The sequence below is a fragment of the Mesorhizobium sp. MC2-1-1 genome, from assembly GCF_057597255.1.
In genome coordinates, this window is the sequence record NZ_CP195205.1 from 2,057,219 (window position 1) to 2,081,568 (window position 24,350).

A 24,350-nucleotide genomic window follows, 5' to 3' on the forward strand; every position below is an offset into this window, starting at 1 on the left:
TGAACGGACCGATGATGGCCGCGTTCAATGCCGTTCCGTTGAGCTCCTAGCGAGCTTTCAGGCTGTCGGCCCGCGATCCAGCCGCATATAGCGCCCGTCGGTCGATGCCTCGAATCCGAACTTCTCGTAGAGGCTGTGGGCATCATTGGTCGACAGGCTCCAATGCGTCACCGACGCGACCTCTGGGTGTTCGATCAGCGCCTGGACAAGCCTTTTGCCGATTCCCTGCCCGCGGTGCTCCGGCCAGATAATGACGTCGGCGAAATAGGCGAAGACCGTGTAGTCGGTGATCGCGCGGGCGAAACCGACCTGCCTGCCGTGAAGATAGGCGCCGACGCAAAGCGAATTGGCGAAGGCGCGGCGGTTCATTTCGTCGGTTCGCGACGAACCCCAATAGCTTTGCATGATCTGATCCGAGGTCGCCCGGAAATCGATCCGCGACAGCTCGAAACTGATTTCAACATCTTGCATGTGCCGCGCTGCCGCCATCTCGCCGTCGAGGCTAACCCCGATCACGGAAGCGGTTGGTGATCGGATAACGGCGGTCGCGGCCGAAATTCTTCCTGGTGATCTTCACGCCGGGCGCCGCCTGCCGGCGCTTGTATTCGGCGATGTAGAGCAGATGTTCGACGCGCGTCACCGTCGCCCGGTCGTGGCCGCGCGCGACGATGTCCTCAACGCTCATCTCGTTCTCGACCAGGCATTCGAGAATGTCGTCCAACACAGGATAGGGCGGCAGCGAATCCTGGTCGGTCTGGTTTTCGCGCAGTTCCGCTGACGGCGCCTTGTCGATGATGTTCTTCGGGATGACCTCGCCGGAGGGCCCGAGCGCGCCGGGCGGCACATGGCTGTTGCGCCAGCGCGACAGCGCGTAGACCTGCATCTTGTAGAGGTCCTTGATCGGATTGAAGCCGCCATTCATGTCGCCGTAAAGCGTGGCGTAGCCGACCGACATCTCGCTCTTGTTGCCGGTGGTGACGACCATGGAACCGAACTTGTTGGAGATCGCCATCAGGATGGTGCCGCGCGCGCGGCTTTGCAGGTTCTCTTCGGTGATGCCTTCCTGGGTCCCCTCGAAGAGCTGGGTGAGCGCGTGCTTGAAGCCTTCGACCGGCTCGAAGATCGGCACGATGTCGTAGCGGCAGCCGAGCGCCCTGGCGCAATCCTCGGCATCCTTCAGAGAATCCTTCGACGTATAGCGGTAGGGCATCATGACGGCGCGCAACCGCTCCTCGCCGAGCGCGTCGACAGCCAAAGCCGCGCAGATCGCGGAATCGACACCGCCGGAAAGGCCGAGCACCACGTTCTTGAAACCGTTCTTGTTGACGTAATCGCGCAGGCCGAGCATGCAGGCGCGGTAATCGGCCTCCTCGCGATCGGGGATCTTCGACATCGGGCCTTCCGAGCAGACCCAGGTCTCCCCCTTTCTCTTCCAGGTGGTGACATCGAGCGCGTCCTCGAACTGGCTCATCTGGAAGGCAAGCGTCTTATCGGCGCCGATGGCGAACGAAGCGCCGTCGAAGATCAGCTCGTCCTGCCCGCCGAGCTGGTTGGCATAGATCATAGGCAAGCCGGTTTCGATGACCTGCCTGATCACGACCTGGTGGCGGACGTCGATCTTGGCGCGGTAGTAGGGCGAGCCGTTCGGCACCAGAAGGATCTCGGCGCCGCTTTCGGCCAGCGTCTCGCAGACCGCGATGTCGCCCCAGATATCCTCGCAGATTGGAATGCCGATGCGCACGCCGCGGAAATTGACCGGCCCCTGCAGTTCAGGTCCGGGCTGGAAGACACGCTTCTCGTCGAACTCGCCATAATTCGGCAGATCGAGCTTGTAGCGCTCAGCGATGATCTTGCCGCCGTCGGCGAAGACGATGGAATTATGCGTGCCAGTCTTGCGCTTCAGCGGCGTGCCGATGATGACGCCGGGTCCGCCGTCGGCCGTGTCCTTTGCGAAATCCTCCGCAGCCTTCTCGCAAGCCTTCAGGAACGAAGGCTTGAGCACCAGGTCTTCCGGTGGATAGCCGGCCAGGAAGAGCTCGGTATAGAGCACCAGATCTGCGCCCTGGCGCGCAGCATCGGCCCTCGCCTCCCGCGCTTTTGCCAGATTGCCGGCGACATCGCCTACGGTCGGGTTGAGCTGGGCGATGGCGATGCGCAGGATATCGGGAGCGGTCTTGGTCATGGCACGGATTTAGCGTGGCTGAAATCGCCGGGCAATGGCGATCACTTGTGCCAAATAGGATCGATCGACAGATGTCGATCGCATCCTGACTGATCGGCACAGCCGATCATGTTCGTGATCGATCGCGGATCGTATCCCGATCGGTCGTGGATCGGCGGTCTCGGTGCTAGTCGCCCATATATTCGCGCAACGCCTCCGCCGAGCGGTTCTCGCCGATCGACATCGCCAGGATGCGCGAGATGTGGCGCCGCGGCAGGCCGCTCTCGGCCGACCATTGGTTGATCTGCGCCTGGATCTTGTCGAGGTCCCGCTTCGAGGTCGGGTTCTCGGCGATATCGAGGCCGGCGTCGCGCAACGCCGCCGCCATGTCGGGGGAAACGACAAACGTGTCCCATTCCAGCCAGCGCAGGAAATACTGACCGGTGTTGCCGCCGAGCCGGCTGCCATGCTTGGCGAGATAGGCGGTCAGGCCGACCTGGTCGTCCGCCGGCCAGGAGGCGATGAATTTGCCGAAGCTTCCATGCTCCTTCGAGACGCGATCGACGAAAGCGGCGTTGTCGCGCACCGACTTGATCTTCTGCGGATTGCGAACGATGCGGCTGTCGGATGTCAGTTCGTGCCAGAAGTCGTCAGGCTGGAACAAAAGCCGCTTCGGCTCGAAGCCGAGGAACGCTTCCTCGAAACCAGGCCATTTCTGTTCGATGACCCGCCAGACGAATCCGGCGGCGAAAATACGCTCGGCCATGGTGGAGAGAATGCGGTCGTCGGGAATTTTCGCCACCGCGTCATTGTCGGGGGCGGGCCCAAGAAGCGGCGCCAGCACGGCCTCCCCACCCTTGCGCTTCGCAGCCCGCGCGTGGATTTGCTTGAAATCGAGCATCGTTGTCCTCGCCTGTTCGGAGCAATCTATCACTTCACGTTCTGCCCGGCAGCCTCTACCTCTATCGACGCTCTGCCCAAGGAGAGGACAAATGAACAAGATCGTCGAGGACATGGCCAACCGCCTGCTCAAGCGCAAGCCGGGAGGTTTCGGTCCGCTGGAAAGCCGCGTGCTGCAGTCGACGCTCGAGCGCACCACCATCACGCGCGACACCAACAAGGCGGTGGCTTCTCACGAGACCTATGGCGACCGCATCGCCGACAGCATCGCCAGGATCGGCGGTTCCTGGTCCTTCATCCTCGCTTTCCTGGGCTTTCTTGCGGTGTGGACCGCCGGCAATGCCTGGCTGCTCACGCGTGATGCCTTCGACCCCTACCCCTTCATCTTCCTCAACCTCGTGCTGTCGATGGTCGCGGCGATCCAGGCGCCGGTGATCATGATGTCGCAGAATCGCCAAACCGAGCGCGACCGCATCGACGCCGCCCATGACTACGAGGTCAATCTGAAGGCCGAGATCGAGATCATGGCCTTGCATGAAAAGCTCGACGAGCTGCGCCATAGCGAGATCATCGGCCTGCGGGACGAAATCCTGCGCATGGCCGAACAGATCAGACGCATCGACGAGAAGCTGTCGACGCGGCCCGCAGCAGAATGAGCGAGACCATCCACCACCTCATCGAGCAATACGGGCTGATCGCGGTCTTCCTGGGCTGCGTGGCCGAAGGCGAAAGCGCAGCGATCCTCGGCGGCTTCTTTGCTCATCAGCATGTCTTCGTTTTGTGGCAGACTTTGCTCGCCGCCTTCCTCGGCGCCTTTATGGGCGACACGTGCTTCTTCACCCTCGGACGCGGCTTCGCCGAGCATCGCTATGTGAGAAGGCTGCGCGGGCGGCCCGGCTTCAGCCGCGCTTACCACCTGCTCAACACCCATCCCAACATTTTCGTGCTGACCAACCGTTATATCTACGGCATGCGCTTGGTCGGCGGCATCGCCGCGGGCCTGTCGACGGTGTCCGTCGCGCGTTTCGTCATCTTGAATGCCATCTCTTCAGCGGCCTGGGCGGCCGTGTTCAGCGGCATCGGCTATGTCTTCGGCCTGGGCGCGGAACGCATCGTGGGCCAGGCGTTCGAACGGCACCAGCGCCTGCTCATTGCCCTTGCCGTCGGCGTCGTCGTGGCAATCATTGCCTGGCTGGTCGGCCACTACATCGCCAGTCGGGAACGCGCCAGGGAAGGTCGGGGGGAATCCTGATTCCGAGCGCAGTTAGCCAGGATCAGATCGGCGCGCCGATGAGGCGCTCGATGACGGCGATGCCCCAGACACCGCCGGCGATCACGATCGAAATCAATACCGCCAGTGAGCCGCAGTCCTTGGCGAGCTGGATCTCTATGTTGAACTCGCGCGAAATCGCGTCGCAGGCTGCCTCGATCCCGGTGTTGAGCACTTCGACCATGATAAGGAGCAGCACCGCGCCGACCAGCAGGGCATAGCCACGCCAGGAGACGGAGATGAACCAACCGGCAGGCAGGGCGAGAGCGAGCAACAGCAGTTCCTGCTGGAATGCCTTTTCGTGAGCGGCCAACTTGCGGAAAGCTCGAACTGAATTCACGAAAGCATCGATCAGCCGCTGCATGCCTCTGCCCCTTTGCGAGTCACCGGCAGGGGATATCGTAACGGCGGGATCAAGGGAATAAGGCAGCCGCCTCAAAAATCATCCGTCCGCGACCTTTATCGACGGCGTCGATTTTTCAAACTGCGGCAGCCCGTCTTCGATCGAATAGTAATCGCCCTTGTCGCCGACGAAGATGTGACTCTCGCCGGACAGGCCGCTCGGCCTCTCAAAGGATCCGGCCATGATCGAAATCGTGTCCAACTCATTGTGCTTCCAAAAAAGTAGCGAGCCGCAGATGCGGCAGAAGCCTCGTTTCGCCACGTCGGAGGCGCCGTACCAACTGAGCGCGTCGGTTCCTTCTATGACGATATCGGCATCCTTCGAGGCGGTTGCCGCGACGAAATGACCGGTTTGCCGACGACACTGCGAACAGTGGCAATAGACTACGCCGCGCAACGGACCGCTGGTCCTGAACCGCACCGCCCCGCACAGGCAAGATCCGCCGTGTTCGTAGTCCATTCCTGCCTCCTTCGACGTCATCTGCCGCTCGTTACCGGATAGAATTTCAGTTCCGGGAAGATCGGGCACAGACAAATGCGACACCGAAGCGACGCGTTTCAAAGCTGCGCCTGCACGGCATTACCTCCCGTGAATGGCAAGATATCGAGCAAATGCAGGCCATTAAGGAAACTTTAGCGGGACCGCATGTATGATTACCACAAGCGACGGTCGTGATCGGGGACACACCGCCGCAAGCGCAAATCTGATTCAAATCCCCGCGTTAGCGACTCCTGGCGGTGGCAAGTCTCCGGTCGCACTGAAGGGGCAGTGAACAGAACATGCAGCCGGCAGCCGTTCCGAAAGACAGGAATATCGACTTCGCCAGCACGGTCGTGGCGACGATGCGGCAGCTCGGCGTGCTTGGCCTGCCGCGCAACTATGAAATCTTCTACGAGGCGCTCAGCGGCAGCAGCCACGAACTCAGCCTTGCCGTCGTTGCGTTGAGCAACCGCCCGACCCAGGAGGAGCTCGACGGTATCGGGCGCACCTTCTTTCCCCAGCATCACGCTCCGGCCATCGTCGAGCATGCTCGCGAGATGGTCGCCAAGGAGCTCGAGGAGATCGCCGCGCTGTTGCGCAGCGAGCGCTCGCATATCGAGAAATATGGCCGCATCCTCGACGAGACCTCGAGCGGCCTGAGCAATCGCAGCCTGCTTTCGCAGGAACTCCTGCAGAAGATCGCCGGCGCGATGTCGGCCGCCACCAGCTCCACGATTGATCATGGCCGTAAGGTCGCCAGCACGCTCAGTGAAAAGACGGCCGAGCTTGAGAGCGTCAAGTCGAAGCTCGAGGAGTATAAACGCCTTGCGGACACGGACCCGCTTACGCACCTTTGGAACCGCCGCGCCTTCGACAAGGAGATCGCCCGGATCTACAACAGCAACCGCGGCATACTGTTCAACGCCCTGATCATTGCCGACATCGATCATTTCAAGGACATCAACGATCGCTTTGGCCATCCCGTCGGCGACAGAATCCTGCAGATCATCGCCGATATCTTCCAGTCGAGCGTGCGCTCCGACGTGTTCGTCGCGCGCACCGGAGGCGAGGAATTCGCGTTCATCGTCGAAGGCGCCAGCGAGGAAGCCACCTTTGAAATCGCCGAGCGGATTCGCGCGCTGATCGAACAGACCCCGTTCACCAGCAGCCAAACCGGCATGAACTACGGCACGGTGACCATATCACTGGGCATCTGCATGGCCTCCGAGGCGGAAGGCCCCGAAGATCTCTACACCAAGGCGGACCGGGCGCTTTACCGATCCAAGGTCGGTGGCCGCAACCGCGTCACCAGGCATTCGACGATGGCTGGACGTCCCACCAAAGGCTGGCTGCTTTACAAGAAAGACTGACACACCCCTTTCCAGAAGAATTTCTGGGGACTATATTTTCCACAGAAATGAATGGGTGCGATCATGCAACGTCCAGTCGCGGCCACGGCGGCCGCTGAAAATGCCGTTATCACCAAGGCTACGCTGCGCGCTGCCGACCTGCTCGACATAACCGCCAGAACGCTCGCTTTGGTCATCGGCGTGTCGGAGGCAACGGTTTCGCGCATGCGCCGGCAGGAATTCCTGCTTGAGCGCGGCACCAAGCCGTTCGAGTTGGCGGTGCTGTTCGTCCGCCTGTTCCGCTCGCTCGACGCCATCGTCGGCGGCGACGAGACTGTCGCGCGGACATGGCTGAGGAATCCCAACACCACGCTCGACGGCACGCCGCTCGAGAAGATCCTGACGATTGCCGGACTTGTCGATGTCATTGCCTACCTGGACTCCCGGCGCGCTCTCGTCTGAGGCCGTCAAGCTCGAAGGCAAGTACTGGCGCATGGTCGAGGCGCAGCATCGCGTTTCGACCCTCAAGCTGGTCGAAACGCTCGACGAACAGGCGCTGCTGGAAAACCTCATCGAAGACACCAAGCCGCATATTCCGCTGGAATGCCGCCATCTCCATTATCTTCTGGCGACGCCTTTCCGCTACGGCTCCGTCTATCCATACGGCTCGCGCTTCCGTCGCGCGGGCAAGACGAAAGGCGTCTACTATGCGGCCGAGACAGTGCTGACGGCCGTGGCTGAAATGGCCTTCTACCGCCTGCTGTTCTTCGCCGAATCGCCGGCAACGCAGTGGCCGAACGACGCGGCCGAATACACCGCCTTTGCCGCCGCGATCAAATGCGACAGCGCCATCGACCTGACGCGCCAGCCGTTCGATCGCGACGAGAAGGCCTGGACTCATGTGACCGACTATGCCCCCTGCCAGGCTATCGCCGATGTCGCGCGCGAGGCCGACTTGCAGGCGATCCGCTATCGCTCGGTGCGCGATCCGAAGGGCGCGAACATAGCCCTGTTGACCTGCAAAAGCTTTGCCAAGGCCAGGCCTCTGGAGCCGCAGACCTGGCGCATCCGTATCGGCTCGTTCGGCATACAGGCGATCTGCGAATTCCCGGACAAGCGGCTCGAATTCTCGCGCACTGCCTTTGCCGATCCAAGGCTGGCCGGCATGCGTTGGGATCGGGCCTCCTGAGCCCGGAAAACTCCATCGAGGTCAGGTCGGCCTTTCCTGAATATCGGCACCGCTCAGGCCAGGATATTGACCGCACGCGCGGCAACCAGCGCGATCGTCAACAGCGAGATCATCGCTTCGGCCATCATCAGGAGCTTAGCGCGCTGCGTGAGCGGCAAGGTGTCGGTCGGCGAGAATGCCGTGGCATTGGTGAAGGCCAGGAAGACGTAGTCGACGAAGCCCGGCAGCCAGCCTTGTATCTCGCGATCAGGCAGCGTCATTTGCGGGAATAGGAAGTCGGCATGCGCCCGCTTGACCAGGCCGCAGGTCGGCGGGCCGCCGCGGTCAGTGCTCCAGAACCACAGCGCAAAGACAATCACATTGGTGACCCAGATATTGAGGGCGTCGATGAGCAGGGTGGTGCCGGCGCCGGCATGCCCTTCGAGCAGCGCCCGCACCAGGAACATCAGCGACCCGCAATTCATGATGCTGATGATGCCGGTCATCACCAATGCCGCGCGGCGGATATAGAGGCGCAACTGGCCGATCGCATACCAATGCTCGTGATCGACCGCCTTCTGCGTCTGCATCTGCGTCCAGGCCGTTGCTATCGACAGGGGCACAAGGAGTGCGGTCTCGATTGCCGGCGCCAGCCAGCGCGGACCGAAGGACAGGTCGTTGATGACCAGAAGCTGCAGGCAGATGACGACGAGAACCGCTGCGCGCGCCGACCAGAAGTCGAGCCCGCGGTGATGAATGATGGCATGTTCGTGGCGCATGGCGAACCCTGCATTGCTGATGGCGGAGGACGAGCGAGATCTTGGCCCGTCAGGCATAAGCGAGACCTGCCGCGACCATGCCCAAGGCACCCAAGGCCAATGATGCCAACCAAGGCCAGCGTTTGCCACGGGTGACGATCGACAGCGTCGCGACCGCGATGGAGATATGGAGCAGCGTGAGGCCGAACGTCAGCACGTGATGCCGGTGCTCGCGTATATCGCTGTCGCGCAGCTTTTCGTCGACCTGCTTTTCGAAGTCGGTCGCCTTGGCCTGTATCTGCGCCTCATCGGCCTCGTTGCGTTTCGCGTCGGACTGGAACTGGGCAGCGGCGGGCCCGCCCATGGCAGCCGCGATCTCATAGCTGTTCTTCTTTATGCTCTTGGCCTGGAAGAAACCCCACTGGTCGCTCGCCTTGTTCTGGAGATAGGCCGCTTCGCTTTTGTCGTTGATCGCCTCGGCGGTCTCGAGGGACTCGAAGCTGCCCACCGTCGCCGCCAGGACTGCGAGCACGGCTATTGTCACCGAGACGGTGGTCAGAAAGGGATTATCTTGATGTGCGGCATGTTCGGCATGCTCTGCGTGTTCCAGGTGTTCCTGTGTTTCGTCTTCCATCGAAGCCCCGCCGGAATCCTGCCGGATTATTTGGTTTCAGCAGCGACACCTCCTCCGCAATCTTGGTTTTGCAATGGTGGCGAAAGCATACATTTTCGTAAGGTTTGCGGTGGGACTATTGGAGAACTGATCCGATGTGATCTAAGCGCACGCAATTTAGCCGATACACCAATCAAGAAGCGATGTCGGGCACCAGCGAATCCAGGAATGTTTGGCCGGCGGGCGAGCTGACATCAACCACGCTGGCGCGCCAGGCGCCTTGGTGGGACGACCTGCTGCGCAAGCCTTCACACGTCCTTGCGCTTCTGTGCGTGGCTCAGCTTCTGTGTTGGACCGTCATGCCGGCGCTCATCAACGTCGGGCCGCCAACCGACGTCGTTGAGGGGTTCATGTGGGGCCGGGAATGGGTGCTGCTGACCTATAAACACCCACAACTCCCCTGTTGGCTGCTCGAGATCAGCCACCTCCTGACCGGCTCCTTCCGGTGGCCGCAGTATATGCTGTCGCAACTTATGGTCACGACGACATTCGTTCTGGTCTATCTTCTGGCGCGCGACATCATGGGTTCGACCCGCGCTCTTGCCGCGGTGCTGCTGATGCCCTCGATCTATTTTTTTGGCTGGCCGACCCCGCAATTCAACCACGACTACGCGCAGATGCCCTTCTGGGCCGCAATCGCGTGGCTGTTATGGCGCGCCGCGCGCGACGGACGGCCCGGCTGGTGGATCGCCCTCGGTATCATCTCCGGCATAGGGATGTATGCCAAGTTCTCGACGGCGTTGCTGCTGGCATTCGGCGGCGTCTGGCTTCTATGCGATACGCGGGCCCGGAGCCGGCTCGCCACCCCCTGGCCCTGGCTAGGTCTTGCGGTCTTTGTTGGCATCGTCACGCCGGCGGCGATCGAGCTTGCCCGGCTCGATTTCCTGCCTCTCACCTACGCCGCGCACCGCGACGCGTGGGTGCTCGCCCACCGCGCCCGGCTTTACTACATCGGCGTTCAGCTTGCCGGGCTTTCCGCCCTTCCCGTCGTTCTTGCTCTTTCCGGTCTGCTGCGGCGGCAAACAGCCCCCGCGCAGGAACCTGTGCAGCCCCACCCGGGCCCGGAGCGACGCGCGCTCGTCTACCTGGCTTGGATGGGGCTGGGGCCGGCGCTCTTGATCATGATCGCCTCCCTGTTTACGGGCACCGGCGAGTCCTGGGGCGCGACGATGTACAATCTCGTGGGCGCCCTGGCCATTGCGCTTCTGGGCCAGCGCCTGGGAGCAACGGAATTGCGCCGGTTGACGGTGCTGGCGCTGCTATGCGTGGTCGGCTTGTCGAGCGCTTATGCCGTCACCCGCTGGACCGACTGCAACGTCCGCGGTCACTTGCAGCCGGTGTGCTGGCCGGCGCAATCGATTTCGCGGACCGCCGAGGCGATCTGGCATGAGGCCGTACCGGGGCCGTTGGGCATTGTCGGCGGCGAAGACGCCGTGGCCAGGCTTGCCGGGCTGGCAGCCGCTGACCAACCTTCCATCTTCACGGCTCTCGACAGGCGCCTCGCCCCCTGGATCACGGACAAGCGCCTGCACGACCAGGGAATGCTGCTGGTATGGCCGAAGGGCTGGCGACTCACTCGGCAGCAGTTGGCCTGGACCGACGGATTGCCGATCAGGACAGTGTCTTTCGACTGGTCGCTCAAGGCGCCGCCCCTGGAGATCAACTTTGCCGTCATTCCGCCCGGCAGAACAAGTTTCCCCGGCGACCCAGCCGGGCCTCCCGAGCCGGACTGACCGGCAACCGAAATCCGTCCGCTCAAATTGAAAAGGCGCCGGCTTCACAGCCAGCGCCTTCAATGATCGAGCGCCCGGGCGTCGCTCAGGCGTTGGCGACCTGCTTATGTTGGATCGGATGGCTCTTCTTGAGCAGGTCCGAGACAAGGAAGGCAAGCTCGATCGCCTGATCGGCGTTGAGGCGCGGATCGCAATGGGTGTGATAGCGGTCCTGCAGGTTCTCGGCCGTGATGGCGCGGGCGCCGCCGGTGCATTCGGTGACGTTCTTGCCGGTCATCTCGACATGGATGCCGCCCGGATGCGTGCCTTCGGCGCGATGCACCTCGAAGAAGGTCTGCACTTCCTTCAAAATCCGGTCGAACGGCCGCGTCTTGTAGCCGGCCGCCTCGATCGTGTTGCCATGCATCGGATCGGACGACCACACGACGCTGCGGCCTTCCTTCTTCACCGCCCGCACCAACTTCGGCAGGTGCTCGGCCACCTTGTCGGAGCCGAAGCGCGCGATCAGCGTCAGCCGGCCCGGCTCATTGTCGGGATTGAGCAGGTCGATCAGTTCCAGCAATCCATCCGGCGTCAGCGAAGGACCGCACTTCAGGCCGAGCGGATTCTTGATGCCGCGGCAATATTCGACATGGGCGTGGTCGGGCTGGCGGGTACGATCGCCGATCCAGATCATGTGGCCCGATGTGGCGTACCAGTCGCCGGAGGTGGAATCGACGCGGGTCAGCGCTTCCTCGTAGCCCAGCAGCAGCGCCTCGTGGCTGGTGTAGAAATCCGTCTCGCGCAGCGCGAAATTGGTTTCCGACGTGATGCCCACCGCGCGCATGAAATCCATCGTCTCAGTGATGCGATTGGCGAGAGATTCGTACTTCTCACCCTGCGGACTGTCGGCGACGAAGCCCAGCATCCAACGATGCACATTCTCCAGGCTGGCATAGCCGCCCTGCGCGAAGGCGCGCAGCAGGTTGAGCGTCGCCGCCGACTGGCGGTAGGCCATCTCCTGGCGCGCCGGATCCGGGATGCGCGACTTGGCGTCGAACTCGATGCCGTTGATGATATCGCCGCGGTAGCTCGGCAGTGTCACCCCGCCCTTGGTCTCGTTGTCCGAGGAACGCGGCTTGGCGAACTGGCCGGCGACGCGCCCGACCTTCACCACCGGCTGCGCGCCGGCAAAGGTGAGCACCACCGACATCTGCAGGAACACGCGGAAGAAGTCGCGGATATTGTCGGCGCCATGCTCGGCGAAGCTCTCGGCGCAGTCACCGCCCTGGAGCAGGAAGGCTTCGCCGGCGGCGACCGCCGCCAGTTGCTTCTTCAGCTTGCGCGCCTCGCCGGCAAATACCAGCGGCGGGAAAGTGGCGAGTTGGGCCTCCGTGGCCTTGAGCGCGGCAAGGTCCGGATAGGCCGGAACCTGCTTGATCGGCTTTTCTCTCCACGAATTCGGCGACCATTTCGTCATCGCTGCACCCAATACTCTTCTCAGCGAGCGCCCTCGCCCGCAATTTGAGCCCCAACAAGAGGTCGCGGCTCCTTACACGAAGCCGATTACCTATTCCAGCCGCGTTTTTCAGCAGTGGCGAATGCCTTGAGCCATTCGGCTCCCAATGGCGAAGCCGTCAGGCTGCCTTGTCGACCAGCCGCGCCAACTGCGTCATGACCACCGCGGAACCGGCAAGCCGCTTCTCGGCATTCGGCCAGTCGCGGATAAAGACGACGCTGTGGTCCGCCCTGATCTTGGCCAGCGAGCCCTGCTCGCCGATGAACTTGACCAGCCCGACGGGGTTGGGGAACTCCCGCTTGCGGAAATGGATGACGACACCCTTCGGGCCGGCGTCGAGCTTCTCGACATTGGCCTTGCGGCAGAGCGCCTTGATGAAGACGATCTTCAGCAGATGCGTCACCTCTTGCGGCAGCGGCCCGAAACGATCGATAAGCTCGGCACCGAAGCCGTCGATCTCCTCGGTGGTTTCGAGGTCACCAAGGCGCCGATAGAGCGCCATGCGAAGCTGCAGGTCGGGCACATAGCTTTCCGGGATCATCACGGCGGTGCCGACCGCGATCTGCGGCGACCAGCCGCCATCCTGCGCCTCGCCGGTATCCTTCACCTCGGCCACCGCCTCTTCCAGCATCTGCTGGTAGAGCTCGAAGCCGACCTCCTTGATGTGGCCGGACTGCTCTTCGCCGAGCAGGTTGCCGGCGCCGCGGATATCGAGGTCGTGGCTGGCGAGCTGGAAGCCGGCGCCCAGCGTATCGAGCGACTGCAGGACCTTCAGCCGGCGTTCGGCCGTGTCGGTGAGCTTGCGGTTCGCCGGCAGCGTGAACAGCGCGTAGGCGCGCACCTTGGAGCGACCGACGCGGCCGCGCAGCTGGTAGAGCTGGGCCAGGCCGAACATGTCGGCGCGGTGGACGATCAGCGTGTTGGCGGTCGGAATATCGAGGCCGGACTCGACGATGGTCGTCGACAGGAGCACGTCGTACTGGCCGTCGTAGAAGGCGTTCATGATGTCGTCGAGCTCGCCCGGCGGCATCTGGCCATGAGCTACGGCCACCTTCAGCTCCGGAACAGATTCCCGAAGGAAGTCATTGACTTCCGAAAGGTCACTGATGCGTGGAACGACATAGAAGGAATGGCCGCCGCGATAGCGCTCGCGCAGTAGCGTCTCCCGGATGACCAGCGGATCGAAAGGCGAGATGAAGGTGCGCACCGCCATGCGATCGACCGGCGGCGTTGCGATCAGCGACAGCTCCCGCACGCCGGTCAGCGCCAGTTGCAGCGTGCGCGGAATCGGCGTCGCAGACAGCGTTAGCACATGCACGTCGTTCTTGAGCTCCTTCAGGCGCTCCTTGTGCTTGACGCCGAAATGCTGCTCCTCGTCGATGATCAGAAGCCCTAGATTCTTGAAAGAGATCGAGCTGCCGAGCAACGCATGCGTGCCGACGACGATGTCGACAGTGCCCTCGGCGATGCCCTTCTTGGTTTCGGCCAATTCCTTGGAACCGACAAGACGCGAGGCCTGCGCGACACGGATCGGCAGGCCCGAGAAGCGCTGCGAGAAAGTCTTGAAGTGCTGGCGCGACAAAAGCGTGGTCGGCACCACCACCGCAACCTGGAAACCCTCCATCGCCGCGATGAAGGCGGCGCGCAGCGCCACTTCGGTTTTGCCGAAGCCGACGTCGCCGCAAATCAGACGGTCCATCGGCTTGCCGGCGCCGAGATCGTCCATGACGGCATCGATAGCCGTCTGCTGGTCGTCCGTTTCCTCGTAAGGGAAGCGCGCGGCGAACTCGCCATAAAGCCCTTCCGCCGGGATCATGGCGGGCGCGGCGCGCATCTGCCGCTCGGCGGCGATGCGGATCAGTTGCCCCGCCATGTCGAGCAGGCGCCGCTTCAGCCGCGCCTTGCGCGCCTGCCAGGCCCCGCCGCCCAGCTTGTCGAGCGTCGCCTCGGCGGAATCCGAACCGTATCGCGACAGAAGCTCGATATTTTCCACCGGCAGGAACAGACGGTCGTCACCCGCATAGTGGATTTCAAGACAGTCATGCGGGGCCCCCGCAGCCTCGATGGTGCGCAGGCCGATGAAGCGACCGATGCCATGGTCGGCGTGGACAACGATGTCGCCCGACGACAGCGACGACGCCTCGGCGATGAAATCGGAAGCCTTCTTCTTGCGCTTCGAACGCCGGATCAGCCTGTCGCCGAGGATGTCCTGCTCGGCGACGATCACCATGTCGTCGGTCTCGAAACCCGACTCGAGCGGCAGAACAGCGAGACCCGCCTGCCCCGGCTCGAGCTTTTCGACCTCGGCAAGCGTGGCGACCGGCTTCAGATTGCCGAGATGATGTTCGGCCAGGATCTGGCCGAGACGATCGAGCGACCCTTCCGTCCAGCCGGCGACGACGACGCGGCGACGCGCGGCGCGCTCGTCGGCAATGTGCTTCACGACGACGTCGAAGACGTTGATGTTGGGGTCGGCGCGCTCCTCGGCGAAGCTGCGGCCGTGCCGCGAACCCGCATGGAAGACTCGCCTGCCCCCAACATCCGGCGCATCGAAGACAGTGAAATCTATGTCTTCGCGCAGACCGAGCGAGGATCTCGAGATTCTCCGGCGACAGGTAGAGCAGATCCGGCGCCACCGGCTTGTAGGGCACGGCGTCCTTGAGCGCGCTGTCGGCCTGTTTCCGGCGCGCCTCGTAATGGTCGAGGATCAGCGTGTGGCGCTCCGCCAGCGCCTCATGCGCCAGATGATCGAAGACGACGGGCGCATCCGGCAGATAATCGAATACCGTCTCCAGCCGCTCGTAGAAGAACGGCAGCCAGTGCTCCATGCCGGCGAAGCGCCGGCCTTCGCTCACAGCCGCATAGAGAGCGTCGTCCCGTGAGGGAGCGCCAAAAGCCTCGATATAGGACCGACGGAAGCGGCTGATCGTTTCCGGTGTCAGCGCCACTTCGCTCATCGCCTGCAGCGACATCGACTTGCGTTGGCCGGTCGTGCGCTGGGTGGCCACGTCGAAGACGCGGATCGACTCCAGCGTATCGCCGAAGAAGTCGAGCCTGAGCGCCTCACTCCAGCCGGGCGCGAAAAGGTCGAGAATGCCGCCGCGCACCGCGAATTCGCCTAGGCCGCGCACGGTCGGCACGCGCTCGAAACCGGAAGTCTCCAGGCGCGCGACCAGCACGTTCATGTCGATCTGGTTGCCAGGCCTGGCATGGAAGGTCTGAGCTTCGATCAAATCCGCCGGCGGGATACGCTGCAGCAACGCATTGGCGGTGGTGAGGATCACGGCTCGGTGCGGCTTCCTCGCCAGCGCGATCATGGCTGAAAGCGCGTCGAGCCGCCGCGCCGCGGCATCTGCTCCCGGCGAAACGCGATCGTAAGGCAGGCAGTCCCAGGCCGGCAGTTCCAGCACCGGCAGGCCCGGCGCCGCGAAAGCGAGGGCTTCGATGATAGCCGGCAGCCGCTGGCCGTCGCGCGCGACGAACAGGACCGGCTTGTCGGGCGCTATCTCGTGTATCGTCCGCACCAGGGCGAAGGCTTCGTAGCCGTCGGCGACGCCGTCGACGATGAACTGGCCGGCGCGACCCTTGGGCAGGCCGATGGAAGGGATGAGGTTCATGGATATGCGGTTTTCAAAATGTCATTGCCCGACGCGACGCCAGGATCTTTCGCAGCACGGCGCAGTCGATATCGGGCGGAACCGGCCGCGCGCCGGTGACCATCAGCAGAAATTCGTCGTCGGGGATTTCGAGAAGCCTCTCATATTGGTCGATTTCATCGCCCGTCAAGGCGCCGATCTCGGCGTCGGCGAAGGAGCCCAGGATCAGGTCCATCTCGCGCATGCCCCGATGCCAGGATCGGAACAGGAGCTTGCGGCGGCGTGCATCGAGCCCCTCGCTTGATCGCTGTGTTCCGGTCATCGCGCGCCATCCCTGTTCGAAGGGCGCATATAGCGTGGATATAGACCGGTGTCAGCCTTGCGCTGCCGCCATCGCGACATAAGCTGACAGCATGCGTCCGTCCATCCTCGATCCGCTGTTCGTGCCCATCACCTCGCTTGCCGGCGTCGGCCCGAAAGTCGGCGTGCTGATCGAGCGCGTGGTGCCGGCGGACCTTGGCGATCGCGCGGCGCGCGCGGCCGATCTCCTGTTCGTGCTGCCCAACAGCGTGATAGACCGCCGCAACCGGCCTGGCATCGCCCTGTCAGCCGAGGGCCAGATCGTTACGATCGAGGTGCGGGTCGACCGCCACCAACCGCCGCCGCGCGGCAACAGGTCGGTGCCCTACCGGGTTTATGCCCATGACGACACCGGCGAGGTCGCCCTGACCTTCTTCCATGCCCATGCCTCCTACTTGCAGAAAATGCTGCCGGAAGGTGGGCATGTGGTTATTTCGGGTCGCATGGAGTGGTTCAACGGCCGCCCTACCATGGTTCACCCCGACCACATCGCCCCCATCGACGGGGCCGAGGCGCTGCCGCTGGTCGAACCGGTTTATCCGTTGACGGCGGGTCTTTCACCAAAGGTGCTGCGCCGCGCCATCGGCCAGGGGCTCGGCCGCTTGCCGGAACTTCCTGAATGGCAAGACGACGCCTTCATGCGCCGGCATACATTCCCGTCCTTCGGCGATGCGCTTGCCCGCATCCATTACCCGAAGGACCCGATCGACGTTGCCGTCGAAGGCTCGGCCTGGCGACGCCTTGCGTATGACGAATTGCTGGCCGGGCAGGTTTCGCTGGCATTGGTAAGGGCCAGAGTCAGGCGCCTGTCGGGTCGGCCGCTCATCGGAGACGGCAGCATTGTCGAGAAACTGCGCGCGGCCCTGCCCTACAAGCTGACCCCCAGCCAGGAATTCGCCCTCGGCGAGATCAATGCCGACCTTGCCGATCCCGAACGCATGCTTCGCCTGCTGCAGGGCGACGTCGGCTCCGGCAAGACGGTGGTGGCGCTGCTTGCCATGGCGCGCGCGGTCGAGGCCGGCGGCCAGGCGGCGCTGATGGCGCCGACCGAGATCCTGGCGCGCCAGCATCTGGCGACGATCGCGCCGCTGGCAGACAGAGTCGGCCTGCGGGTCGCCATCCTGACCGGCCGCGAGAAAGGCCGAGAGCGCACCGAAACTCTCGCGGGCCTCGCCAGTGGCGAAATCGACATCGTCGTCGGCACGCATGCTCTTTTCCAGGAAAGCGTCATCTTCCACGACCTTGTGCTGGCCGTCATCGACGAACAGCATCGGTTCGGGGTCCATCAGCGCCTCGCAATTACCGCCAAGGGCGACGCGCCCGACATGCTGGTGATGACGGCCACGCCTATCCCGCGCACGTTGGTTCTGACCGCTTTCGGCGACATGGACGTATCGAAGCTGACTGAAAAGCCGGCCGGCCGCCAGCCGATCCGCACCGTGACCTTGCCGATGGAACGGCTGGACGAACTGGTCGGGCGCATGCGCGACGCACTTGCCGAAGGGCAAAAGATCTACTGGATATGCCCGCTGGTCGAGGAATCGGAAGAGATCAAGCTGATGTCGGCGGAGGATCGCTTTGCTTCGCTGCAGCCGCTGTTTGGCGACCGGATCGGCTTGGTCCACGGCCGCATGAAGGGCGCCGAGAAGGACGAGGCGATGCGCGCCTTCAAGCAGGGAGAAACGCGCATATTGATCGCCACCACCGTCATCGAGGTCGGCGTCGATGTGCCCGACGCCACCATCATGGTCATCGAGCATGCCGAGCGCTTCGGCCTTGCCCAGTTGCACCAGTTGCGCGGCCGCGTCGGGCGCGGCGACAAGCCATCCTCCTGCGTGCTGCTTTACAAGGATCCAATCGGCGACACGGCAAAGCGGCGGCTGTCGGTGATGCGCGAGACCGAGGACGGCTTCAAGATTGCCGAGGAAGATTTGAAGTTGCGTGGCGAAGGCGAGTTGCTGGGCACCCGCCAGTCCGGCACGCCCGGCTTCCAGGTGGCGCGCCTCGAATTCCATGCGGACCTGCTGGAAGCCGCGCGCGACGACGCGCGGCTGATCCTGACGCGCGACCCGGACCTGCAATCGGCGCGAGGCCAGGCGCTGCGCTTGCTGCTCTACCTGTTCGGCCGGGACGAGGCGGTGCGGCTGCTGCGCGCCGGCTGAGCGCCAATGGCCGGGTTGGCGAGCGATCCTTCGACCGGTTCACCGTTCAGCGTTACCACCTTGGACTTGACCTCCGGCGCAACCAGGCCGGCCGAGACGATCAGCTTGGCACCGTCCTCGATCGACATGTCGAGCATCACGATCTCGGATTTGTGCACATACATCAGGAATCCCGTGGTCGGGTTCGGCGTGCAGGGCATGAACACCGCGATGAGCGGGTCGCCTTCCTGGTCGAGCTTCTCGTTGATTTCGGTCTCCTTTTCGCTCGCGACGAAGACCAGCGACCAGACGCCTTTGCGCGGATATTCGACCAGTCCGACCTGGCGGAACATGTCGCCCTTGTTCGACAGCACCGTCTCGAATATCTGCTTCAGCGAGCCGTATACGCCTCGCACCAGCGGCATCCGGCCAAGCACCCGCTCGCCGAAATTGACGATGGCGCGGCCGACTATGTTCGCCGCCAGAAAACCGATCAGCGTGATCAGCACCAGCGCCACGATCAGCCCGAATCCCGGAACCGGGAACGGCAAATAGGTATCGGGATTGTAGCGGACGGGGATGTAGGGCTTCACCCAGGAATCGACCCAGCCGATGAGCGACCAGGCGATATAGAGGGTAATTGCCAGCGGCGCGCAGAGGACGAAGCCGGTCAGGAAATAATTCCTCAGCCGGGTCATGCCAGAAGTCTTCGGGGCGTCGGACATGGGTTCACCGCGGCGCAGGTTGCGTCGCCAAGATTAGACAACCGCGATCCGGTTTGGAACTGCGAAGTTTTTAAAGAGCGACCCTCCACGAAGGCCGTATATCCCGCTACTCCACCGTCACCGATTTCGCCAGGTTGCGCGGCTGGTCGACGTCGGTGCCCATGAAAACCGCTGTGAAATAGGCCAGCATCTGGATCGGCAGCGCGTAGATGATCGGCGCGATGATCTCCGGCACCTCGGGCAGGATGATCGTCTCCATCGTCCTGATGCCGGCCTGCGCCGCGCCCTTGGCGTCGGTGATCAGGATGATCTTTCCGCCGCGCGCCGCCACTTCCTGCATGTTCGAGACGGTCTTTTCGAAGATACGGTCATGCGGCGCGATCACGATCACCGGCATGTTCTCGTCGATCAGCGCGATGGGCCCGTGCTTCAGCTCGCCGGCGGCATAGCCTTCGGCATGGATGTAGGAGATTTCCTTCAGTTTCAGCGCGCCTTCCATGGCCAGCGGGAAATTCGTGTCGCGGCCAAGATAGAGCACGTCCTTGTAGCGCGAGAGCTCGCGCGAGATGCGCTCGATCTGCTCGTCCAGTTTCAGCACCTGGGTGGCGAAGCGCGGCGCCTCCGAAAGCTCGCGCACGAGCTGCTTCTCCTGATCGCGCGAAATCGTGCCGCGCGCCACGCCCGCGCGGACGGCAAGCGCGGCCAGGACGGAGAGCTGGCAGGTAAAAGCCTTGGTCGAAGCGACACCGATCTCCGGCCCGGCCAACGTCGGCAGCACGACATCGGATTCGCGCGCCATGGTCAATTCACGCACATTGACGACGGCGCCGATCTTCATGCCGGCCTGGCGGCAATAGCGCAGCGAGGCCAGCGTATCGGCGGTCTCGCCCGACTGTGAGATGAAGAAGGCCGCGTCGTTCGCCGACAGCGGCATCTCGCGATAGCGGAACTCGGAGGCGACATCGATATCGACCGGCAGACGGGCATAGCGCTCGAACCAGTATTTCGAGATCAGCCCGGCGAGATAGGCGGTTCCGCAGGCCGAGAGCGCCAGCCGGCCGATCCTGGCGAAGTCGAACGGCAGGTCGAGCGGCTTCGACACGCCCGAGACGAAATCCACGTAATGCGCCAGCGTGTGCGAGATCACCTCCGGCTGCTCGTGGATCTCTTTTTCCATGAAATGCCGGCGGTTGCCCTTGTCGACCATGAAGCTGGTCGACAGCGACTGCTGGCGCTTGCGGTCGACCTTTTTGCCGTCGATGTCGTAGATGGTGACGCCCTCGCGGCGCACCACCGCCCAGTCGCCGTCCTCGAGATAGGTGATCGAGTTGGTGAAGGGCGCCAGCGCGATGGCGTCCGAGCCGAGGAACATCTCGCCCTCGCCATGGCCCACGGCCAGAGGCGGGCCGTTGCGGGCGCCGACGATCAGGTCCTCGTCGCCCTTGAACATGATCGCCAGCGCAAAGGCGCCCGATAGGCGCTTCAGAGCCGCATGCGCGGCCTCGACCGGCTTCAGCCCCCTTGCGAGTTCGCGCGCCACCAGATGGGCGACGACCTCGGTGTCGGTCTGCGAGGAGAAGCTGTAGCCATCGCGGATCAGTTCGTCGCGCAGCTCGGCAAAATTCTCGATGATGCCGTTATGGACGATGGCGACGCCATCGGAAAAATGCGGATGCGCGTTGGTCTCGTTGGGCACGCCATGCGTCGCCCAACGAGTGTGGCCGATGCCGATCGTGCCGCCGAGCGGCTCGTCCTTCAGCCGGCGTTCGAGGTTGACGAGCTTGCCTTCGGCGCGGCGTCGGCCAAGTTCGCCCTTCTCGATGGTGGCGACGCCGGCCGAATCATAACCGCGATATTCAAGCCGCTTCAGCGCATCGACGATGAGCGGCGCGACTTGGCTTCGACCGACGATTCCAACAATACCGCACATGGCGCCTGCCCCCGATTCCCAGCGGAAAACCCGGCGTTATCTAGGGATTGCCGGCCTGCCGCGAAAGTCACTTTGCGTTTCGTTGCGTGTCAGCGAAACGGTCTTTTGCTCCATGCACCATGCCAGACTGCGCTTGCAATCCGGTTACTTGAACCGCTCGGCTTTTCGGCGCCGTGATTTCCACTCGTTCATATTCGATCGAGCCGCGGCCGCTAGGGAACCGCCCCGAGATCGCCAGCCGGGTTTATTCCGCCGCCTTCTTGTTCGCCGCGGCGGCCGAGGCGAGGCGCTCGCGCAATTGCTTGCCCTTGCCGGGGATTGTCTTCTGGCGGGCGCGGCCAAAGGCCAGCGCGTCGTCGGGCACGCTCTCGGTGATGACGCTGCCGGAGGCGATGTAGCCGCCCTTGCCGATCGTGACCGGCGCCACCAGCGACGAGTTCGAACCGACAAACGCGCCCTCGCCGATATCGGTGAAGAATTTCGAGTAACCATCGTAATTGCAGGTGATGGTGCCCGCGCCGATATTGGCGGCCGCCCCCACGCGCGCATTGCCGATATAGGTCAGATGGTTGACCTTGGCGCCCTCCTCGATCGTCGCCTGCTTGACCTCGCAGAAATTGCCGACTTTTGCCTTTTTGCGAAGATCCGCGCCCGGCCTGAGCCGCGCGAACGGCCCGACATCGCAGTTCGAGCCGATCGTCGCACCCTCGATATGGCTGAAGGCGTGGATCTTGGCCCCTGACGCGATCCTGACGCCCGGGCCGAACCAGACGTTCGGCTCGACGATCGTGTCGGCGCCGATTTCGGTGTCGTGCGAGAAATAGACGGTTTCGGGCGCGATCAGTGTCACGCCGGCAAGCATCGCCTGGCGCCGCCGGCGCGCCTGCCAGATGGCTTCCGCTTCGGCAAGCTCGGCCCGGTTGTTGATGCCGAGCGCGCTTTCGAAACTCGCCTCCGTAGCCACCACGTTGAGCCCCTCCGCGCCGGCGATCTCGACGATATCCGTCAGGTAGAACTCGCCCTTGGCGTTGTTGTTGCCGACTTTGTCGAGCAACTGAAGGGCATGCTTGCCCGCCACCGCCATCATTCCAGCGTTGCAGAAGCCGATTCTCTTCTCCGCCTCGGAACAGTCCTTTTCCTCGCGTATGGCGATCAAGTGACCACCTTTCTCGATCAGCCGGCCATAACCGGTCGGATTGGGTGGACGGAAGCCGATCACCGCGACGGCGGCGCCCTCCGCCAACTTTTGCCGCGCGGTCGCCAGCGCGCCTGCATCGATCAGCGGCGTATCGCCGAACATGACGAGAATGTCGTCATAACCTTTTGATATCGCATCGCGGGCGGCGAGCACCGCATGCGCGGTCCCCAGCCGCTTCTCCTGCACGAAGGTCTCGGCGTTGGCCGCGAATTTCTGCGCCGCCTTGCGCATATCCTCGGCCCCATGGCCGATCACCAGCGCCACGCCGGTTGCGCCGGCCGCCTCCGCCGCTTTCACCACATGAGCCGCCATTGGCAGGCCGGCAATGGCATGCAGCACCTTGGGCATGGCGCTCTTCATGCGCGTGCCCTCACCGGCGGCGAGGATGACGGACAGGCAGGATCTCTGGCTCATGGAGGACAACCGTATGAAATGATTTGATTCAATGCATGCTAGCAGCGGCGTGATGCTGCACCAATGCGGTTAAATTCCGGTGAGACGGCGGAGCGGCTGGCTCTCGATCAGCGCGCCGATGCCGTTCCCAGGCGGCAAATCAGCCCAACCGCCCCAGCACCGGGAAATTCTCCAGCAGCCAGTAGGACGTGCTCTGCACGCCGCCGGTGAGGAAGAACAGGCCGGCGACGACCAGCAGGGCGCCGATCGTCTTCTCGACGCGGCCGAGATGGACGCGGAATTTGCCGAGGAATCGCATGAAGGCGCCAGAGAACAGCGCAGCGACCAGGAACGGGATGCCGAGTCCAAGCGAGTAAGCCGCAAGCAGCAACGCGCCCTCGCCCACCGTTTCGCGCCCGCCGGCCAAAGTCAGGATCGGCCCCAGAACCGGCCCGATGCATGGCGTCCAGCCGAAAGCGAAGGCCAGCCCCATGACATAGGCCGCGGCCATGTTGGCCGGTTTCCCCTGGGACTGGAAGCGCGCCTCGCGCGACAGCAGAGGGATGCGCAATATGCCGAGGAAGTTCAGGCCCATTATGATGATGAGCACGCCTGCCACCATCGCCAGCGGCTCCTGCCAGATACGCAGCAGGCGGCCGATGGTCGAGGCGCCGGCGCCGAGCGCGACAAAGACCGTGGAGAAGCCAAGTACGAAGGCTAGCGACGCATAAAGCAACGCGCCCCGCGCGCCTTCCCGCGCCGTCACGCTGTGATTGCCACGGAAATCGTCGACCGAAACGCCGGCCATGTAGCAGAGATAGGGCGGCACCAGCGGCAGCACGCAGGGCGACAGGAACGATATCGCCCCCGCTCCGACCGCGCTGACATAGCCGATGTCCAATGCCATTTCGTCCGCCCTGATTGTGCTGGCGACGATATAGCGACGCAAAGAGGTCTTCGCCAATCACCATTGTGTGGCACGTCGCCGCTCGCCAAGGAAGAAACAACCGCGCCGAGACGTTGGTGGAAGGAGCGCGTGATTGCCGCGCGCTTGTTCTCAGGGAGATTTATCATGAAAGCGATCGCACTGGGGTTTGCCGCCCTCCTACTCGGCACCGCCGCGTCCCACGCCGCCGAGGCCTGGAAGGAAGCCGAAGTCGGCGGCAAGAAGATCTTCACCGACGCCAAGGGCATGACGCTCTATACCTTCGACAAGGACGAGAAAGGCAAATCCAATTGCTACGACAAATGCGCCGCCAACTGGCCGCCGCTGAAGGCCGAGGCCGGCGCGAAGGCCGACGACGAATGGACGGTCGTCGACCGAACCGACGGCACCAAGATGTGGGCCTATGACGGCAAGCCGGTCTATACCTTCGTCAAGGATAAGAAGGCCGGCGACATGACCGGCGAAGGCGTCGCCGGCGCCTGGCACGTCGTCAAGGCCAATTGAGTTCGCGCTACACAGCGATCCGGCTGCCGGATCTTGGTCCGGCAGCCAGTCACCTTCCAAGGTCGCCCGGCGGCTTAAGGCGCCCACGCCCCGATCCCAAAAAATGTGATCTTTGCCATACACTCTAAGAGTGTATCCCCGATGGCCGCTTCCCAAATTGGCCG

Annotated in this window: 21 protein-coding genes and 1 pseudogene; 8 read left to right on the plus strand and 14 right to left on the minus strand. The window is 63.3% G+C overall.

Annotated elements, in window-relative coordinates; genetic code table 11:
• Window positions 1-57 precede the first annotated feature (57 nt).
• From ACR64R_RS10405 to ACR64R_RS10415, 3 genes are all read right to left on the minus strand, one after another.
• The gene (locus ACR64R_RS10405) at window positions 58-471 is read right to left on the minus strand and encodes a GNAT family N-acetyltransferase (protein ID WP_487361541.1); all 414 of its coding nucleotides are present in this window, start codon (window positions 469-471) and stop codon (window positions 58-60) included.
• Between the two features lie 31 nt (window positions 472-502).
• On the minus strand, window positions 503-2,182 hold the full coding sequence (locus ACR64R_RS10410) for an NAD+ synthase (protein WP_487361542.1): 1,680 nt from the start codon (window positions 2,180-2,182) through the stop codon (window positions 503-505).
• A gap of 166 nt (window positions 2,183-2,348) precedes the next feature.
• Window positions 2,349-3,062 carry a DNA-3-methyladenine glycosylase I gene (locus tag ACR64R_RS10415; RefSeq protein WP_487361543.1) on the minus strand — a complete coding sequence of 238 codons (714 nt, stop codon included), beginning with the start codon at window positions 3,060-3,062 and terminating at the stop codon, window positions 2,349-2,351.
• A 91-nt stretch (window positions 3,063-3,153) separates the two neighbouring features.
• On the opposite strand from ACR64R_RS10415, the gene ACR64R_RS10420 reads away from it, so the two are divergent.
• Entirely contained in the window at window positions 3,154-3,717 is a 564-nt protein-coding gene (locus ACR64R_RS10420) for a DUF1003 domain-containing protein (RefSeq protein WP_487361544.1), read from the plus strand.
• Window positions 3,714-4,313: a DedA family protein gene (locus tag ACR64R_RS10425; protein WP_487361545.1), complete on the plus strand. Its 600-nt coding sequence runs from the start codon at window positions 3,714-3,716 to the stop codon at window positions 4,311-4,313. The genes ACR64R_RS10420 and ACR64R_RS10425 overlap by 4 nt, the downstream gene beginning before the upstream one ends.
• 22 nt (window positions 4,314-4,335) lie before the next feature.
• On the opposite strand, the gene ACR64R_RS10430 is transcribed toward ACR64R_RS10425, so the two are convergent.
• Both ACR64R_RS10430 and ACR64R_RS10435 read right to left on the minus strand, forming a co-directional pair.
• Window positions 4,336-4,695: a diacylglycerol kinase gene (locus ACR64R_RS10430; RefSeq protein ID WP_487361546.1), complete on the minus strand. Its 360-nt coding sequence runs from the start codon at window positions 4,693-4,695 to the stop codon at window positions 4,336-4,338.
• A gap of 78 nt (window positions 4,696-4,773) precedes the next feature.
• Window positions 4,774-5,193, minus strand: a complete 420-nt coding sequence (locus tag ACR64R_RS10435) for a GFA family protein (protein WP_487361547.1) — start codon at window positions 5,191-5,193, stop codon at window positions 4,774-4,776.
• 320 nt (window positions 5,194-5,513) lie between these two features.
• Here ACR64R_RS10435 and ACR64R_RS10440 point away from each other — a divergent pair, with 320 nt between their 5' ends.
• From ACR64R_RS10440 to ACR64R_RS10450, 3 genes are all read left to right on the plus strand, one after another.
• Window positions 5,514-6,584, plus strand: coding sequence for a GGDEF domain-containing protein (locus tag ACR64R_RS10440; protein WP_487361548.1), 1,071 nt, complete (start codon window positions 5,514-5,516; stop codon window positions 6,582-6,584).
• Window positions 6,585-6,647: 63 nt separating this feature from the next.
• Window positions 6,648-7,025 carry an antitoxin Xre/MbcA/ParS toxin-binding domain-containing protein gene (locus ACR64R_RS10445; protein WP_487361549.1) on the plus strand — a complete coding sequence of 126 codons (378 nt, stop codon included), beginning with the start codon at window positions 6,648-6,650 and terminating at the stop codon, window positions 7,023-7,025.
• Complete coding sequence (locus tag ACR64R_RS10450) at window positions 6,985-7,752, plus strand: RES family NAD+ phosphorylase (RefSeq protein WP_487361550.1); 768 nt, start codon at window positions 6,985-6,987, stop codon at window positions 7,750-7,752. Before ACR64R_RS10445 ends, ACR64R_RS10450 begins: the two co-directional genes overlap by 41 nt.
• A gap of 53 nt (window positions 7,753-7,805) precedes the next feature.
• On the opposite strand, the gene ACR64R_RS10455 is transcribed toward ACR64R_RS10450, so the two are convergent.
• Window positions 7,806-8,510 (minus strand): hypothetical protein, encoded by a 705-nt coding sequence (locus ACR64R_RS10455; protein WP_487361551.1) that lies wholly within the window; start codon window positions 8,508-8,510, stop codon window positions 7,806-7,808.
• Between the two features lie 49 nt (window positions 8,511-8,559).
• Entirely contained in the window at window positions 8,560-9,123 is a 564-nt protein-coding gene (locus ACR64R_RS10460; RefSeq protein WP_487361552.1) for a DUF4337 family protein, read from the minus strand.
• Between the two features lie 182 nt (window positions 9,124-9,305).
• On the opposite strand from ACR64R_RS10460, the gene ACR64R_RS10465 reads away from it, so the two are divergent.
• Window positions 9,306-10,895, plus strand: coding sequence for a glycosyltransferase family 39 protein (locus ACR64R_RS10465; protein WP_487361553.1), 1,590 nt, complete (start codon window positions 9,306-9,308; stop codon window positions 10,893-10,895).
• Between the two features lie 85 nt (window positions 10,896-10,980).
• Here the strand turns inward: ACR64R_RS10465 and ACR64R_RS10470 are convergent, their stop codons facing one another.
• The 3 genes and pseudogenes from ACR64R_RS10470 to ACR64R_RS10480 form a co-directional block, all read right to left on the minus strand.
• Window positions 10,981-12,354 (minus strand): class II 3-deoxy-7-phosphoheptulonate synthase, encoded by a 1,374-nt coding sequence (locus ACR64R_RS10470; RefSeq protein ID WP_487361554.1) that lies wholly within the window; start codon window positions 12,352-12,354, stop codon window positions 10,981-10,983.
• Window positions 12,355-12,511: 157 nt separating this feature from the next.
• Window positions 12,512-16,010: pseudogene (gene mfd / locus ACR64R_RS10475) on the minus strand (transcription-repair coupling factor).
• A 13-nt stretch (window positions 16,011-16,023) separates the two neighbouring features.
• Entirely contained in the window at window positions 16,024-16,311 is a 288-nt protein-coding gene (locus tag ACR64R_RS10480) for an FAD assembly factor SdhE (protein ID WP_487361555.1), read from the minus strand.
• A 91-nt stretch (window positions 16,312-16,402) separates the two neighbouring features.
• Between ACR64R_RS10480 and recG the strand changes: the two genes are divergently transcribed.
• Complete coding sequence (gene recG / locus ACR64R_RS10485) at window positions 16,403-18,511, plus strand: ATP-dependent DNA helicase RecG (protein WP_487361556.1); 2,109 nt, start codon at window positions 16,403-16,405, stop codon at window positions 18,509-18,511.
• Here recG and ACR64R_RS10490 read toward each other — a convergent pair.
• The 4 genes from ACR64R_RS10490 to ACR64R_RS10505 all read right to left on the minus strand — a co-directional run bounded on the left by ACR64R_RS10490 (window position 18,463) and on the right by ACR64R_RS10505 (window position 23,643).
• Complete coding sequence (locus ACR64R_RS10490; protein WP_487361557.1) at window positions 18,463-19,215, minus strand: DUF502 domain-containing protein; 753 nt, start codon at window positions 19,213-19,215, stop codon at window positions 18,463-18,465. The two genes, recG and ACR64R_RS10490, sit on opposite strands and share 49 nt — an antisense overlap.
• Before the next feature lie 106 nt (window positions 19,216-19,321).
• Window positions 19,322-21,145, minus strand: coding sequence for a glutamine--fructose-6-phosphate transaminase (isomerizing) (gene glmS, locus ACR64R_RS10495; protein ID WP_487361558.1), 1,824 nt, complete (start codon window positions 21,143-21,145; stop codon window positions 19,322-19,324).
• 244 nt (window positions 21,146-21,389) lie between these two features.
• Window positions 21,390-22,757: a bifunctional UDP-N-acetylglucosamine diphosphorylase/glucosamine-1-phosphate N-acetyltransferase GlmU gene (gene glmU, locus ACR64R_RS10500; RefSeq protein WP_487361559.1), complete on the minus strand. Its 1,368-nt coding sequence runs from the start codon at window positions 22,755-22,757 to the stop codon at window positions 21,390-21,392.
• 139 nt (window positions 22,758-22,896) lie between these two features.
• Complete coding sequence (locus tag ACR64R_RS10505) at window positions 22,897-23,643, minus strand: cytochrome c biogenesis CcdA family protein (RefSeq protein ID WP_487361560.1); 747 nt, start codon at window positions 23,641-23,643, stop codon at window positions 22,897-22,899.
• Between the two features lie 165 nt (window positions 23,644-23,808).
• Between ACR64R_RS10505 and ACR64R_RS10510 the strand changes: the two genes are divergently transcribed.
• Window positions 23,809-24,186, plus strand: a complete 378-nt coding sequence (locus tag ACR64R_RS10510; protein WP_487361561.1) for a COG4315 family predicted lipoprotein — start codon at window positions 23,809-23,811, stop codon at window positions 24,184-24,186.
• Window positions 24,187-24,350 lie beyond the last annotated feature (164 nt).